The 15,734-nt window shown below is 75.9% G+C and carries 12 protein-coding genes; 5 read left to right on the top strand and 7 right to left on the bottom strand.

Annotated elements, in window-relative coordinates; genetic code table 11:
* Nucleotides 1-18: 18 nt before the first annotated feature.
* The 3 genes from lanL to ACFY60_RS26655 form a co-directional block, all read right to left on the bottom strand.
* The gene (gene lanL / locus ACFY60_RS26665; RefSeq protein WP_388613768.1) at nt 19-2,682 is read right to left on the bottom strand and encodes a class IV lanthionine synthetase LanL; all 2,664 of its coding nucleotides are present in this window, start codon (nt 2,680-2,682) and stop codon (nt 19-21) included.
* Between the two features lie 269 nt (nt 2,683-2,951).
* Nucleotides 2,952-3,167, bottom strand: a complete 216-nt coding sequence (locus ACFY60_RS26660; protein WP_388613766.1) for a hypothetical protein — start codon at nt 3,165-3,167, stop codon at nt 2,952-2,954.
* A 224-nt stretch (nt 3,168-3,391) separates the two neighbouring features.
* Nucleotides 3,392-4,207: a TSUP family transporter gene (locus tag ACFY60_RS26655; RefSeq protein WP_388613763.1), complete on the bottom strand. Its 816-nt coding sequence runs from the start codon at nt 4,205-4,207 to the stop codon at nt 3,392-3,394.
* A 214-nt stretch (nt 4,208-4,421) separates the two neighbouring features.
* On the opposite strand from ACFY60_RS26655, the gene ACFY60_RS26650 reads away from it, so the two are divergent.
* The 5 genes from ACFY60_RS26650 to ACFY60_RS26630 all read left to right on the top strand — a co-directional run bounded on the left by ACFY60_RS26650 (nt 4,422) and on the right by ACFY60_RS26630 (nt 10,554).
* Nucleotides 4,422-5,621, top strand: a complete 1,200-nt coding sequence (locus ACFY60_RS26650; protein WP_388613760.1) for an NAD(P)/FAD-dependent oxidoreductase — start codon at nt 4,422-4,424, stop codon at nt 5,619-5,621.
* Between the two features lie 10 nt (nt 5,622-5,631).
* A complete protein-coding gene (locus ACFY60_RS26645; protein WP_388613759.1) occupies nt 5,632-6,582 on the top strand; it encodes a sigma-70 family RNA polymerase sigma factor in 951 nt (316 codons plus the stop codon).
* 141 nt (nt 6,583-6,723) lie between these two features.
* Nucleotides 6,724-7,377, top strand: coding sequence for a hypothetical protein (locus ACFY60_RS26640; protein WP_388613756.1), 654 nt, complete (start codon nt 6,724-6,726; stop codon nt 7,375-7,377).
* A gap of 422 nt (nt 7,378-7,799) precedes the next feature.
* Nucleotides 7,800-8,975, top strand: a complete 1,176-nt coding sequence (locus tag ACFY60_RS26635) for a lycopene cyclase family protein (protein WP_388613753.1) — start codon at nt 7,800-7,802, stop codon at nt 8,973-8,975.
* 19 nt (nt 8,976-8,994) lie between these two features.
* Nucleotides 8,995-10,554, top strand: coding sequence for an FAD-dependent oxidoreductase (locus ACFY60_RS26630; RefSeq protein WP_388613751.1), 1,560 nt, complete (start codon nt 8,995-8,997; stop codon nt 10,552-10,554).
* A 117-nt stretch (nt 10,555-10,671) separates the two neighbouring features.
* On the opposite strand, the gene ACFY60_RS26625 is transcribed toward ACFY60_RS26630, so the two are convergent.
* From ACFY60_RS26625 to ACFY60_RS26610, 4 genes are read right to left on the bottom strand one after another with little or no spacing between them, the layout of a single operon-like run.
* Nucleotides 10,672-11,694 (bottom strand): DUF5914 domain-containing protein, encoded by a 1,023-nt coding sequence (locus ACFY60_RS26625; protein ID WP_388613748.1) that lies wholly within the window; start codon nt 11,692-11,694, stop codon nt 10,672-10,674.
* Entirely contained in the window at nt 11,691-12,749 is a 1,059-nt protein-coding gene (locus tag ACFY60_RS26620; RefSeq protein WP_388613747.1) for a phytoene/squalene synthase family protein, read from the bottom strand. Before ACFY60_RS26620 ends, ACFY60_RS26625 begins: the two co-directional genes overlap by 4 nt.
* Nucleotides 12,746-14,302, bottom strand: a complete 1,557-nt coding sequence (gene crtI, locus ACFY60_RS26615; RefSeq protein WP_388613744.1) for a phytoene desaturase family protein — start codon at nt 14,300-14,302, stop codon at nt 12,746-12,748. The genes ACFY60_RS26620 and crtI overlap by 4 nt, the downstream gene beginning before the upstream one ends.
* Entirely contained in the window at nt 14,299-15,540 is a 1,242-nt protein-coding gene (locus ACFY60_RS26610) for a polyprenyl synthetase family protein (RefSeq protein WP_388613742.1), read from the bottom strand. The genes crtI and ACFY60_RS26610 overlap by 4 nt, the downstream gene beginning before the upstream one ends.
* Nucleotides 15,541-15,734: the final 194 nt, after the last annotated feature.

Raw genomic sequence — 15,734 nt, 5'->3', positions numbered from 1 at the left:
GCAGGAACTTCCCGCCGATCAGACCGGCGACTGGATCATCCAGTGCCGGGGCTCGGTGTGCCGGAGACGCAGCAGGAAGGCCAGGATTCCGGCCGATCCGTCGCTCCAGCTGGTCGAAACGTCCCCGTACTCGTTGGGGAAGACCACATGGCCGTGCCGCCACGCCCCCTCGGCGAGGATCAGGCGGGCCAGCTCCTCCGCCCGGGCGCGGTAGGCGGGTTCGCCCGTGGCGCCGGCCATGTCGAGGAGGAAGTCACCGTTGCCCGCCAGGCCGTGGCACTGGGCCCCGCCGGCCCGGGAGGCCTGCTCCGTGACCGCGTACGTGGCACGGTGGGCGAGTTCCCCGAACCGGTCGTCCCCGGTGGCCTGCCACAGCCGGAGGAGGAACGAGCCGATGCCGGCGGAGCCGTGGCACCAGTACGGCGCCGTGGGCGCGTCCGAGGAGTGCGCGGGCCACTGCGCGGCCTCGCCGACCCGGAGGGCGTTCGCGGCGAGGAGCTCGCCGGACGCCAGGGCCAGTTCCCGGTGGTCCTCGCGCCCCGAGACGGCGGAAGCCGCGAGGAGGAAGCAGCCGATGCCCGCCGCGCCGTGGGCGAAGCCCAGGTACCGCTTGCCCGCTTCCTGGGCCGCGGCCTCTGCGGGCACCGCCCAGCTCACCCCGGAGGCGTCCCGCCGCGCGGCGGCGGCCAGCCGGTCGGCCGCCTCGACGGCCAGCTCGGCGAAGCGCGCGTCACCGGTACGGTGCCACAGGTGGACCGCGGCGAGCCCGCTGCCCGCCGTGCCGTGGGTGATGTCATGGCTGGGCGTGACCGGCTGCGGGGCCAGGGCGAGTTCGAGGGCGTGCTCGACGAGCCGGGCGTCGTCGACCGCCCGCCCCGCCTCGTACAGGGCCCACGCCGTTCCCCGCCCGCCGAAGTGCAGACCGGGACGTGCGGAACGGGTGTCGGTCCTGCGCACCATCCAGTGGCCCGCGGTGGAGATCAGCTCCGGAAGCCGGGGGTCGCCGGTGACCGCGAAGTACCGCGTGAGGACGGCCAGCACGCCGGCCGCGCCCTGCTGCACGGTGCAGGGGTCCGCCTCCCCGGCCGTCGTGGACACCGGCCACAACCGCTGGTCGTCCTGCGGGGTCATGGAGTCGACCAGGTGGTCGACGATCCCCGCCACCGCCGCCTCGACGTCCTCGCCGTCCCGTGCGGGACCGGCCGCGTCGCCCACCGGCCGTACGGGGGAGGCGGCCCGCAGGGCGGTGCGCGCCCGCGCCGGGTCCCAGCGCTCGGCCGGGTCGTCCCGCATCAGGCCGAGGATCACCTCGGCCAGCGCGGGCGGCAGCTCCAGCGGGGCCGCGCAGGCGTCCAGCCACGCGGCGAGACGCTCCTCGTCGGGGCGGCCCGCGGGCTTTTCGGGCAGCAGCTGCGGCACCTTGCCCGCGAGGACGAAGCAGAGGGTGGCGCCGAGACTGTAGTAGTCGGCCGTGGGGGAGACGGGGGCGTCGGCCAGCCGTTCCGGCGCGCTGAACCCCGGCGTGCCCAGCCGGGTCGGCAGGGCGTCGTCGTCCGCCAGGACGGCGAGCTCCAGGTCGATCAGGCGCAGTTCACCGTCCGGCAGGACCATGATGTTGCCCGGCGTCAGGTCCCGCAGCACACAGCCGTGCGCGTGGGCCGCCGCCACCAGGTCCACCAGGCGCCGGGCCAGGGCGAGCGCCTCGGCGCGGTACCGCTCGCTCCCGACGTCCCGGAAGTGCTCGGCGACCCAGTTGCGCAGCGCGACGCCCGGAATCTCCTCCAGTGCCAGGAACAGGTGCCCGCCGTGCTCGAACTGCGTCAGCGGCTCCGGGGCGAGCCCCAGCCCCTTCAGCTTCTCCAGCGTCCGCGCCTCGGCCCGCAGCCAGTCGCGGACGTCCCGGCCGGTGTCGTCGGTGTCCACATGCGGCCGGGCCTCCTTGATGACCACCGGCTCGCCCGTACGGACGTCGGTACCCCGGTACACCCCGCCCTTGTTGGTGTGCCGGATCGCCTCCCGCACCGCGAAGCGGCCGCCGATCACCACCGGTTTCGCGGGCGCCTGCGCCGGGCGCGGCGGCGCGGGCACGGAGGCGGGGAACGGACACTCGGCCCAGGACGGCGGCTCGTACTGACCCGTCCGCCGGTCCTCCACGGGATTGCCGTCGGGATCGAGGAAGTACCAGATCAGCAGCCCGTCCTGGGACAGCCGCCGCCTGCCGACGAAGGCGCCGTAGCGGTAGTGCACCAGGCTGTGGGCCGCGTACGGCTGGTCGGACATGATCCGGGGCCCGTCGAGTCCCTCGGTGGCGCGGTGCAGCTCCTGGGCGAGCCGTACCGCCTCCTCGTCGGACGACGGATAGACGGTGACGACCTTGCCCGAGCTGCCGCGGGGAGCGCCCCGCGAGTTGAGCACCCGCACCTGGTCCAGCGACCGGGCGAACTTGAAGGCGGAGTCACCGCGCACCAGCACGTCCAGTGCCTTCGCGAGGACCGCGGGCGCCGAGGCGACCGTCGCGGACACGTGCAACTTCCAGCCCTGCTCGCGCTGGGCCCCGTCCCGGGGCACGGCGTGGCACCACATCCCCTCCGAACGCACCGCCCAGCGCGCGTCGCTCTCCGCTGCGCGCAGCGCTCGGTGGAGGAGATCCTCCAGCTCGACTTCGGTGGCCTGACTCGTCATCCGTGTCCCTCTCAACGGTGAGAACCGCTGGGGGGAGTCGTGCCCGATGACATTGGCATACCAACGCCCACCGGCCCGGATTCACCTGTACCGACGAGCGCACGGCCGCCGGGTCCCACCGAGAGGTGCGCCCGGCGCGGGGGGTGGTGTGTCAGGCGTGCAGGGGAGTACAGGCCGCCCGCACGTACCCCGGCGCACGGGGCGCGTGGCCGGATGTCTCCGGACGCGCCCGCCATGTGGGTGCCCGCCGTCGGGGCGACGGGCGGGCCTCAGCGGGTGCGGGGCCGCTCGTCCACCGGCCAGGGGTCCACCACCGGAAGCGGCCTGCTCCCTTCGCCGGAAGGGTTGACCCACCCGCAGCTCGTACAGGCGTACCGGTGGTTCAGCCCCTTGATGAGCGCACCGCACCTCCGGCACTCGGTGCGGGTGATCTCGGGAAGGGGCAGCGGCCGGACGGCGCCGCGTGCGGAGGACGGTGAAGCCATGCTCCGAGGCTAACCCGCCACCCCACACGCCCCACCCGTCCCCTCGGCCTCACCTGCCCCACCAGGGGGTCCCGGCGTGAGGCGCAGCCGGAACCGCGTGTACGCCTTGAGGACGGCGGTCCGCTCGTCGCCGCCGCACACCGCCACCGAGGGACGCCGGACCGCCGGGTCGCGCCGGGGAAGGCAGGGCCCCAGGGACCGCGTGGCCGCGTACGGCCGCGCGGTCAGTGGTGTCGCGCCAGTTTCACCGCGGAGGCGAGCAGGACCAGCGCCAGCGCGGGGATGAGTACGGCGTCGGGGAACACGCCGACCAGCAGCCCGCCGGCCACCGCCCCCGCCACCGAGCCCGCCGCCATCACCGCGGCGAGGCGTGCCTGCGCGCGCAGCACACCGAAGCTGCCGTCGCGGCTGTAACGGGCGAACGCGACCAGCATCGTGGGCAGCGACACCAGCAGCGACAGGCTCCCGGCCGTCTTGATGTCGTCCCCGAACAGCAGCACGATCGTCGGGATCAGCAGCTCACCGCCGGCCACGCCCATGATCGCGGCGACGACCCCGATGCCGAACCCCGCCACCACCCCCAGGGGCACCTGGGCCCACAGCGGCAGGGCGAGCGCGCCCACGGTGGCGGTGTGGCCGGCCACCAGGGCCGCCCCCATGAGCACCATCAGGGCGGCCAGCACCTTGGAGAGCGTGCTCCCGCGCATCCGGACCGCCCACGCCGCCCCCGCCCAGGCGCCGAGGAGGCTGCCCGCCAAGAGGTTGACCGCGACGGGCCAGCGACCGGCGATCTCGGAGGCGGGCACCGCCACCAGCCGCGCCGGCAGGGCGACCAGAACGACGACCAGGCTCATCGCCTTGTTCAGGATGACGGCCGCGAGCGCCGCGAAGCCGAAGAACCCCATGAGCAGCGGCAGGCGGAACTCGGCGCCGCCCAGCCCGATCATCCCGCCCAGAACCCCGACGGCGGCACCCGCCCCGAAGACCACGGGCGCGGAGCGAGCCGCCGGAGAAGAGGAGAGGGCCGCGGCTGTTTTCATACCGGGCATCCTGGCCCCCGGCCCGGGCCGCCCGCCACGGCCCGCCCCCACCTTCGGCACAACCCACCGCGGCCGTGCCCCTCCGTCGTCCGGACATCTGTGACCCGCATCACAGGCGCCTTCTGTCAGGAATCGGCACGCTGTCCCGCTCAACCGATGGGACCCGCACCGACGGGCCACCGACCGACACATCGACCGACCGACAGGAGCAACCATGAAGCACCGCATCGTCGTCCTCGGCGCCGGCTACGCAGGGGCACACGTGGCCGGCAACCTCGCCCGCCGGCTGTCCCCGGCGGACACCGAGATCACCGTCGTCAACGCCGAGCCCGACTTCGTGCAGCGCCTGCGGCTGCACCAACTCGCCGCCGGCCGGTCGATCGACGCCCCCCGGCTCACCGAGGTCTTCGCCGGCACGGGGATACGGCTGCGCCTGGGCCGCGTCACCGCCGTCGACCCCGACCGCCGGGCCGTGGCCGTGGCCGACGCGGACGGCGGCGGCGAGCTCCCCTACGACACGCTGGTCCACGCGCTCGGCAGCCACGGCGACGGCGGGGGCGTCCCCGGCGTCGCCGAGCACGCCTTCGACGTCGCCGCCCGGCCCTCCGCCCTGCGCCTCCGCGCACGCCTGGACACCCTGACCGGGCAGGGCGACGGCGGCAGGGTTCTGGTCGTCGGCGACGGGCTGACGGGCATCGAGACGGCCACCGAGATCGCCGAATCCCGGCCCGGGCTGTCCGTCTCCCTCGTCGCCCGGGGTGAGCTGGGCGCCCGGCTGTCCGCAGGAGCCCGCCACCACCTGCGCCGGGCCTGCGACCGCCTGGGCGTCACCGTCCTCGAACACACCACCGTCTCGGCGGTCGAGGCGACGGGGGCGCGGTGCGCCGACGGCACGGCCCTCGCCTCCGACGTCGCCGTGTGGGCGGCCGGCTTTGCCGTCCAGCCCCTCGCCGCCGCCGGCGGGCTGGCCGTCACCCGGGACGGCAGGATCCTCGTCGACCGCACCATGCGGTCCGTGTCGCATCCGGAGGTCTACGCGGTGGGCGACAGCGCCCACGCCACCGGTGACAACGGCCTGCCGCTGCCGATGTCCTGCGCCACGGCCGGCTTCACCGGCCGTCAGGCCGTGAACGCGATCGTCGGAGAGCTGACCGGCCGTGAGGTCGCCCGTACCAGGCTGGAGTACGTGGGGAACCACATCAGCCTCGGGAGGCGCGACGGCATCCTCCAGAGGGTGGACCGCGACGGCCGGGCCGAACCGTCGTACCTGGGCGGGCGGAAGGCCGCGCGGATCAAGGCGGGCATCCTCGCGATGTCGCTGTGGGCCACCTCGCACCCGACCTTCGGTCTGCCCACGCGCAGGCACCGGGTGACCGTCGCCCGGGGCCTGAGCACCGGGACGACGGTCGCCTAGGGTGAGGCGCGTGGAAACCACCGCGGACCGCTTCGACACCGACCGGTTCGAGGCCGACCGGAACCGGCTGGCCGCCCTGGCCTACCGGCTCCTCGGCTCGGCCACCGATGCCGAGGACGCCGTGCAGGACGCGTTCCTGCAGTGGCAGGCCGCCGACCGGCAGCGGATCAGGGTCCCGGAAGCCTGGCTGACCAAGGTCGTCACCAACCTGTGCCTCGACCGCCTCCGCTCGGCACGCTCCCGCCGGGAGCGGACCGCCGGCGCCTGGCTGCCCGAACCGCTCCTGGACGGCGACCCGATGCTCGGCCCGGCCGACACCGCCGAGCAGCGGGAGTCGGTCTCCCTGGCCGTTCTGATGCTCATGGAGCGCCTGTCACCCTTCGAACGGGCCGTCTACGTGCTGCGGGAAGCGTTCTCCTACAGCCATGCCGAGATCGCGGAGATCCTCGACCTCACCGAGTCCGCCAGCCAGCAGCACCTCCACCGGGCGCGGCGCCGCGTCACCGCCACCCGCCGCTCCGGCGGCGAGGTCGATCCGGCGTCGGCCCGCCGGGTCGTCGAGGAATTCCTCGAAGCCGCGACCTCCGGCCGGACCGAGCGGCTCGTCGCCCTGCTCACCGACGACGCGACGGCGCTCTCCGACGGTGCCGGTCTGTCCAGGACGCTGCTGCGGTACGACACGGCCCGGCGCATCGCCGCCGTCGCGCGGGCCGGCTTCAAGCCCACCCACGCCAAGCGCCGACTCGCCGGCGGCACCCCCGCCGTCCACTACGCCACCGTCAACGGCGGCCCGGCCCTTCTGTTCGTCCTCGGCGACCGTGTCATGGGCACCGTGACGTTCGACCTCGCGGCCGGCAGGATCGCCACGGTCCGCGGCATCGCCGCCCCCGCCCGCCTCACCCGCATCACCGACGCCTGGCGACGCCACGCGTCGAGCACCCCTCTGATGCCGGAGTGGTGACCCGCCGCCACGCACCCCCGCCGCCGGGCCACACGGGCGGCGAGGGGTGCGTGCGGGCGGGGTGCTCGGTCTCACCGGTACGTGACTCCGGCAAGGGATAAGAAGAGGCGCTCCAGATGGACCGTGCGGAACACTGTGCCGATGATCGTGGTGCGCCCCGTCCTGGAGATGTACACCCCTGACGGTTTCGACCTCTGGCCCGTCGCCGACCGGGAACCGTTCACGTTCCTGGCGCTCGGCGGCGCGCTCTCGTCGCCCGAGGTCGGGTCCGCGGTCATGCGCATCGCCGCGTGCAACGACATGGACCCTGACGAGCTGCCACTGCTTCGGGCCGGTGCGGTGGAGTCGTTCCTGCGGGGACTCCTCACCTGTGACCCTCTCTTCGCAGCCGGAGGCCTGCGCGTTACGGACACGACGACGGGCGTCACCTTTCTTCCCGGCTGCTGTGACGGGCTTGAGGACTGGCGCGCCTGGTACCGGCTCGCCGAAGCAGACGGCGCGCTCGGCTTCGGGCACGAGCCCGTGTCCCCGCTGGCGGAGCGCCTCGGGGACACCCTTCGGCTCACCGTCGATGCCGAACGCAGCGACAGCCCTGTGATCGAGTTCCCCGTCACGGATCTGCGCCCTCTGCTCGCCGGCGTCGAGCGCGATCTGTCCGGTTTCCTCGTTTCGGCCGCCGCCTGGGCCTCTCTCCAGCTGCCGGATCACGCTGATTCCCTCACGGCCGCCCTCGCCCGTGTCCTCGCCATCCTGGCACCGGGCGCATCACCGGACCAGTGGCCACAGCCGTCGTGAGCGGTCGTGCCCCCGCGAGGAGCGCTCGCTGTAAGCGTTGTGCGCGGGTGGGCGAGCGCAGGACCGTCGAAGGTGAGGGTCGGCCGCATCGCGAGCAGGACGATGAGGAGCGCACGCCGGCGCATGCGGGCCGAGGCGGAGGCCGGAGCAGGTGCCGCCCGCCACCCTCGCGCGGGGGAGCGGGGGGAGTGGTGTCAGAACCCCGCCCGGAACCCGACGGTCGCCCCCCTTCCGCCCGCCCGGCGCGCCGGACCGAGTCCGGCAGGTTCGCCCTGACCGGCGACCCGTACGGCGTGGCCGGACCCGGACCGCATCCGGAGGCGGGCCCGCGCGAGAAGGTGAGACGCACAGGCCGCACCCCGCGGCGGCGGCCCCGCCGAACCGGCGGCCGGTCGCCGGCCCGAAGGAGAGCACCGCAGACCATGAGGGACACCAGCGACATCGTCATCGTCGGCGCCGGAGCCGCCGGTCTCTCGTTCGCGTGGCGGCTGCTCGCTCCGCCGCCCGGTGTCCGCGCCCCGGACGTCGTCCTCGTCACCCCGCCGCCAGGCCGCCTCCGTCCACCCGAACGCACCTGGTGCTACTGGGAGTCCGGCCCGGGCGACTACGACCCGCTCCTCACCGCGCGCTGGCGCAGGGTGCGGGTCCGTGCCCCAGGGGGCGACGGCCGGACCCACGACCTCGGCGGGCTCACCTACAAGATGCTCCGCTCCGATGCCTTCGAACGGGGCCTGGCACCCCGCCTGACGGGGCTGCGCCGGGTGGAAGCCGTCGTCGAGGCCGTCACCGACCGTCCGGACGGCGCCGAGGTGAGCTGCCGCACCGCCGACGGCGCCACCTTCACGCTCCGGGCCCGCTGGGTCTACGACTCCCGGCCGCCCGCCACGCCCCCCGCCGCGCGCGTCTCGCTGCGCCAGCACTTCCGCGGCTGGTTCGTCCGGTGCGAGCACCCGGTCCTCACCCCCGGCACCGTCGAGCTCATGGACTTCCGCACCCCCCAGCCACGGCACGGACTCTCCTTCGGGTACGTACTGCCCACCAGCCGGTACGAGGCCCTCGTCGAGTACACCGAATTCGGCCGCGCCCCCCTCACCCGCCAGGCCTACGACGACGCCCTCCGCCACTACACCGGCCACGTCCTCGGCCTCGGCGCCTTCCGGGTGACGGCCACCGAACAGGGCGTCATCCCCATGACCGACGGCCGCCACGAACGCCGCGCCGGCCGGCACGTCTTCCGGATCGGCGCGGCGGGCGGAGCCGTCCGCCCCTCCACCGGCTACGCCTTCGCCGCGATCCAGCGCCAGAGCCGAGCCGTGGCCCACGCCCTGCACACCGGCGGCCCGCCCGTACCCCCGCCGGCCCACCCGGCACGGGCCCTCGCCATGGACGCCGTCCTCCTCAGGGGCCTCGACACCGGACGCATCGACGGCCCGGCGTTCTTCACCCGCCTCTTCCGCGACGTACCGAGTGCCCGCCTGCTCCGCTTCCTCGACGGCACGACGCGCCCCGCCGAGGAGTTCGCCATCGGACTGCGCACGCCCGTCCTCACCATGCTGCGCACCGCCGCCGAGCTGCCCCTGCTCACCCGCCGCCGCTGACCGACACCGAGGAGTCCCGATGACCCGCCACGAGCCCCTCCCGGCCGCGCGCCGCGGCCGCGACCGCAAGGCCGTCGTCCTGCCCGCGCCGCCGCCCCGCCGCACGGGCGCGCGCGGGACCGCCCGCTGCGCGGTCGTCGGCGGCGGCATCGCCGGTCTCGCCGCCGCCACGGCCCTCGCCGAACGCGGTGTCCGCGTCACGCTCTACGAACGCGAGCCGGCGCTCGGAGGCCGCCTGGCCGGATGGCCCACCGACCTCGCGGACGGATCGACCGTCACCATGAGCCGCGGCTTCCACGCCTTCTTCCGCCAGTACTACAACCTGCGGGGACTGCTCCGGCGCGTCGACCCGGGCCTCGACCGCCTCCGCCCGCTGCCCGACTACCCGCTGCGGCACGGCTCGGGGACGTACGACAGCTTCGCCCGCGTCCCCCGGACACCGCCCTGGAGCGCCCTCGGGTTCGCCCTCCTCAGCCCGAGCTTCGGCGCCCGGGACCTCGCCCGGATGAACCCGCGCGCCGCACTGCCGCTCCTGGACGTCCGCGTCCCCGAGGTCTACCGGCGATACGACGGCATCAGCGCCCGCGAACTGCTCGACCGCGTCCGCTTCCCCGAGGCGGCCCGGCACCTCGCCTTCGAGGTCTTCTCCCGCAGCTTCTTCGCCGACCCGGGCGAGCTGTCCGCCGCCGAACTCGCCCTCATGTTCCACATCTACTTCCTCGGCTCCTCCGAAGGCCTCCTCTTCGACGTGCCCGACGAGCCCTACCCCCAGGCCCTGTGGGACCCGCTCGCCCGCTACCTCGGCACCCACGGCGCCGCCGTCCGCACCGGCACCCCCGTGCAGGGCCTCGAACCGCGTCCGGACGGCGGCCACCTCGTCCACACGGCGGACGGCACCGAGCACACGGACGCGGTGGTGCTCGCCCTCGACACGGCGGGTCTCCAGGCGCTCACCGCCGCCTCCCCGAACCTGTGCGACTCCGCGTGGCGGGCCCGGGTCGGCAGGCTCCGCGTCGCCCCGCCCTTCCTCGTGACCCGGGTCTGGCTCGACCGCCCGGTAGCCCCGCACCGCCCCGGCTTCCTCGGCACCAGCGGCTACGGGCCGCTGGACAACATCACGGTGCTGAACGTGTTCGAGGGCGAGGCCGCCCGCTGGGCCCGCAAGACCGGAGGCGCCGTCCTCGAACTCCACGCCTACGCCGCCGACCCGGCCGCGCGTCCGCACGCCCTCGCGCGCCAGCTCGTCGCCCAGCTGCACCGCGTCCACCCGGAGACGGCGACCGCGCGGATCGTCGACCAGCGGGTCGAATGGCGCCGGGACTGCCCGCTGTTCGCCGTGGGCACGCACACCGACCGGCCCACCGTCGAAACACCGGACCCCACCGTCACCGTCGCCGGCGACCTGGTCCGCACCGGCCTCCCGGTGGCCCTCATGGAACGGGCCGCGACCACCGGCTTCCTCGCGGCCAACGCCCATCTGCGCCGCTGGGGCCTCGGCGGCCAGACCCTGTGGACCGTCCCCCGCCACGGCCGCTCGGCCCCCCTGCGGCTCCTCGCCCGCCACTTCGGCGTGACCTGACGACACGTCAGGTCCGACCGGCGGCCGCCTGCGGAAGGCCCGGCCGCCGGCGCCGCTCCCCGCCGGCCCGGGACCGTCCCGCCGGCCGGGGGCCGCCCCTCGGCCCCTGACCGTCCGTCAGCCCGGGAACCGCCCCTCCGCCCGCAGCCGGTGCCGCCGCTCCGCGTACGCGAGGTCGTCACGCCAGAGGCGTCCCGCCGTGGCCCGCACGGCGGGACGCAGCAGGGGAGCGAGCGCGCGTGCCACCGCGAAGCCCCGCCGGTCCGAGCCGGCCACGACCGCCTCGACCACGGCCGTACGCGGGCGCCCGGCACCCGCCGGCGTCAACGGCGTCGCATGGGTCTCCACCACCGAGCCCGTCCCCTCGCCCTCGACGATCCGCATGACGACCGTCCGCGCGTCGGGCGCGTGGAACGCGGCGCGTACGGGGACGACGATCCGCCCGGCCACCTTGAACGACACGTCCACCACGAGGACGTCCTTCTCGTCGTCCGGCGGAGCGCCGTCCGGTACGTCCCGGACGGCCAGGTCCACGAAGGAGTACGGGTGGAGCCAGGCGCCGTGCCACGGATCGAGGCGGTTCGCCACGACGTCCTCCGGCTCGCAGGCGCCCGTCCCCGTGTACACGGCGGCGAGCGACGCGCCCCGGGCCGGTCGTGCCGGGACGGCGGGCCGCGCGGTGGGCGGCTCCCCGCCCACCCGGTCCAGCCGCACCCACAGCAGCACCCCGTCGTCGTGCACCGGCCACGGCGACCAGCCCGCGAACGGGCCGCCGTCCAGGTCGAGCCCGTGCCAGTGGCAGATGAGCCGCCCGCACCGGACGGCCGCGTCCTTGAGCGGCGCCCCCAGGTGCGGGCACGCCCCGGGACCCGCGTGGGGCCGGCCGTCCTCGCCGCGCCACAGCACGATCTCGGTACCCGCCACGGTGCGCCCCAGCGGCCGCCGTGCGGTCAGGTCCCGCGCCGCCCCGACGACGAACCAGTTGCCCGTCGGGCGCGCCCGGGCCCGCTCCAGGGCCTCCGCGATCAGCGCCGGCCGCGCCTCCCGCCAGGTCGGGCGCTGACGCTCCCAGGCGACGGCGTTCCGGCGCAGCCGGAGCGGGATCACCCTCCGCCGGCCCGTCCGGTCTTGCGTGCTCACCGCGTCTCCTCTCCCCGGCGCCCGGTCGCGCCGGCGCCTCCTCCCGTGGCGGCCGGACCCTCACCCGGCCGTGTGTCCGTCCGCCGGGCCGCCGGCAGGGGGCGACCGCCGCGCGCGGCCGGGCGGGGCCCGTGCCGCGCCGCGAGGGCGCCGGCCAGGCCCCGCAGGGCCACCGCCGCCCGGCGCCGGCGGCCCACGGCGGACCGCCGGTGGACCACCGCGTACCCGTCCCGTTCGATCGCGCCGAGGATGTCGCCGTACAGCACGAACGCCGTACGCACACAGGGCGCCGAGACCGGGTCCAGCCGGGCGATCCCCGGTTCCGCCGCCCGGTAGACCTCCCGCGTCAGCGCCGCGGCGGCCCGCAGCGCCGAGGTGATCCGGGCGTCCCGGCAGCCGGTCAGCCGGCTCCACAGCAGCAGGTCCCGGTCGACCCCGTGGGCCGCCAGCAGATCGGCGGGCAGATAGACCCGCCCCCGGTCGAGGTCCTCGCCGACGTCCCTGAGGAAGTTCGTCAGCTGGAAGGCCACGCCGAGGTCCGCCGCGTACGGCTCCGCCTCCGCCCGCGGCCCCACCGTGCCGAGCACCGGCACCATCTGCAGCCCGATGACGGCGGCCGAACCGTGCATGTAGGCCCGTAGATCGGCGTACGTGGCGTAGCCACCGACCGTCAGGTCGCTGCGCATCGAGGCGAGGAAGTCGGCGAAGTGGTGCGCGCCGATGCCGTACCGCGCCCGGGTGTCCGCCGCCGCCCGCACCACCGGCTCCGGAACCCGCTCGCCCCGCACGGCCCGCCTCCACTGCCGCTCGAGGGCGCTCAGCGCCTCGCCGCGCTCGCCGGGTGTGGCCCCCGTGCCCAGGTCGTCGACGATGTCGTCGGCGTACCGCGCGAAGCCGTACAGGGCGTGCACGGCCGCGCGCCGGTCGGCGGGCAGCAGCCGGGTCGCGAGGAAGTACGTGCGCCCGTGGCGGGCGTTGAGGCGCCGGCAGACCGCGTACGCCGCGCGCAGCGACGGGTCGGTGATGCCGGCGGCGTCCAGTTCCCGGGCCGTCACGCCGTCCGCCCCTCGCCCCGTGCGGCGGCCGGCGCCGCGGCGGCCCCGGATGGCCGGACGGACCGGCGCGGACGTGCGCCGCCGGTGACCCGGGCGGCCGCGAGCTTCCCCGAGAGCAGCACCGTCGGCACCCCCACGCCCGGGGTGGTGCCGCAGCCCGCGAGGACGGCGTTCTCCGTCCCCCGGACGAGGTTCCGCGGACGGAACGGGCCGGTCTGCGCGAAGGTGTGCGCCGCCGAGAACGGCGTCCCGGCCGCATGGCCGAGCGCCGACCACTGCGCCGGTGTCACCAGGCTCTCCGCCTCGATCGACGCCCCGAGGCCCGCCAGCCCCCGCCGCTCCAGCTCACGCACCAGCCCGTCGCGGTAGCGGGGGCCGAGCTCGCCCCAGTGCGCCACGCCCGGCCCGGTCTCGGTGTTGGGACACGGCGCCAGGACGTAGTGCAGGTGCCGCCCCGGCGGGGCGAGCGACGGATCGGTGGCGGTCGGCCTGGTGATCAGCAGGGACGGATCGCTCATCAGCCGCCCGGAGCCGATCAGTTCGTCGAAGGTGTCCTCCCACGCCGCCCCGAACGACAGGGTGTGGTGGCCCAGTCGCGGCCACGTACGGTCCGTCCCCACATGGAGCACCACCGCGCTGGGCGCGTGCCGCAGGCGTACGGCCCGCCGGGGCGCGCCGCCCAGCAGCCGGTAGGAGACCGGCAGGTCGGGGGTGAGGACCACCGCGTCGCACGGGATGCGGTCCCGGTCGGTGACCACCGCCGTCACCCGGCTCCCCGCCCGCTCCAGCCTCAGGACCGGCTCCCCGAACCGGAGCACCGCCCCCGCCCGCTCCGCCGCCCGCGCCATCGCCTCCGGCACGGCGTGCATTCCGCCCCGGGGGAAGTACACCCCGGCCACCGTGTCCATGTACGCGATCACGGCGTAGGCGGCCAGCGCGCGCGACGGCGCCACCCCGGCGTACAGCGACTGGAAGGTGAAGACCCGGCGGAGCCGCTCGTCCCGCAGGAACCGGCCGATCGCCCGGTCGAGGCGGCCGAACCCGCCGAGCGCGGCCAGCCGTGCCAGCTCGGGGCACAGCAGCTGGGCGGGGGAGTCGAAGTTGGCGTCGATGAAGCGCCGCATCTGCACGGCGTGGAGCCGCTCCAGCCACCCGCGCAGCCGGCGGTACCCGAGGGCCTCCCGCGCGCCGGCGAAGGCGGTGATCTCCTCCTCCATGGCGGCGCCGTCCGTGTGGACGTCGAGCCGGGAACCGTCGGCGAACAGCGCCCGGTAGGCCGGCCGCAGCGGAATCAGATCGAGCCGCTCGCGCAGGGAGTCGCCCACGGCGTGGAACGCCTCGTCGAGGATCTCCGGCATGGTGAGCACGGTCGGCCCGGTGTCCACCCGGTAGCCCGCGAGATCCAGGCGCCCGGCCCGCCCGCCGGGAAGCGCCTCGCGCTCCACGACGGTCACCCGCCGCCCGGCGCCCGTGAGATGCAGCGCGGCCGCCAGCCCCGCGAGACCGGCGCCCACCACCACGACGTGGTCCGTCGGACCGGTCACGCTCCTCAACGGCCTCCTCCGATCAGCACCGGTCCGCCGGCCTCCCGCGCGGTGTCCTGCGGGCGGGAGGCGGGCGCGACGCCGTCCGGTCCGCAGGCGCCGCGCAGCAGCGTCACGATCCGGTCGGCGGCCTCCGGTGCGAGCCCGGCCTCCCGGACCGCCTCGGTGCCCCGGTGGCACAGCTCCCCGACGCGCCGGGCCACCTCGTCGCGCGCCCCGCACGCCACCAGCAGGTCGAGCAGCCGGTCCACCTCGCGCCCACCGGCCCCGGCTGGCCCCACCGCCCTGTCCAGGAGCCGCAGGCCCGTGGCGTCCCCGGCCCGTTCGCACCGCTCGCGCGCGACGGCCAGGACGTACGTCGCCCTGCCCTCACGGAGGTCCTCGCCGACCGGCTTCCCGATCACCGCCGGATCCCCGAACGTCCCCCGCAGGTCGTCGTGGAGCTGGAAGGCGAGCCCCGCCGACCGTCCCGCCTCGCGCAGCCGGCGGACGGTGCGCTGCGGCGCGCCCGCGAGCGTCGCTCCCAGCGCCAGCGGATGCTCCACGGTGTACGAGGCCGTCTTCAGGGCCGCGGTGCGGACCGCCTGCCCGGCCGACCCGGTGCCGGTTGCCTGGGCCCGGAGGTCGAGGTATTGGCCCGCCACCATCTCCGTGCGCATCGCGCGCCAGATCGCGTACGCGCCTTCGGCCGCCCGCGCCCCCTCCAGGCACTCCACGAACGTGTCGTCGGCCCACGCCAGGGCCAGGTCGCCGGCCAGCACGGCCGCCGCGCCGCCGAAGGTGCCGCAGGGCAGCTCACGCGCGCCGGTCCCGTACTGCTCGTCCAGGACGACGTGCAGTGCGGCACGCCCCCGCCGCAGGGCCGATCCGTCCATGACGTCGTCGTGGATCAGCGCGCACGTCTGGATCAGCTCCATCGCCGCCGCGGCCCCGAGGGCCCGCGCGGCCACCCCCGACGCGCCGTCGCCGTCGTCGTGGCCCCGGGCCGCCCACCAGAGGAGCTCCGCCCGCAGGCGGCTCCCGCCCGCGAGCGCGAAACGCGCCACGCGGCCCGCGAGGTCGGCCCCGAAGACCGCGTCGGTGGCGCAGGCCTCCCGGAGGCGCCGCTCCAGCGTCTCACCGAGCCGGGCCTCCACCGCGGCGGGCACGTCCCTGTCGACGGCGGCCGGATCGACCGGGCTGCCGGGAGCGGCCGGATCCGGAGGAACGGAGGGAACGAGAGGGTCGAGCGGGTCCTGTGCGCGCATCGGAACTCCCTGGGCCGGTGGCATGGCGGGTGAGGGTCACGAGTCATTCCGTACCGCCCTCGCCCGCGGATGCACGCGCATTGCGCCGAGCGGCCCCCTCGGCCACCGCCTCCGAGGCACACGCGGGCACCCGCCCGGGGCGTCGCCGTACGACGCGGCCTTCGGCCGCGCACCTCTTCCGCCCTCGCACGCGG

The sequence above is a fragment of the Streptomyces sp. NPDC012827 genome (genome assembly GCF_042900905.1).
GTDB classification, from domain to species: Bacteria; Actinomycetota; Actinomycetes; order Streptomycetales; family Streptomycetaceae; genus Streptomyces; species Streptomyces gulbargensis.
The sequence above is the reverse complement of the archived record's forward strand: the minus strand, read 5'-3'. Positions and strand labels throughout refer to the sequence as shown.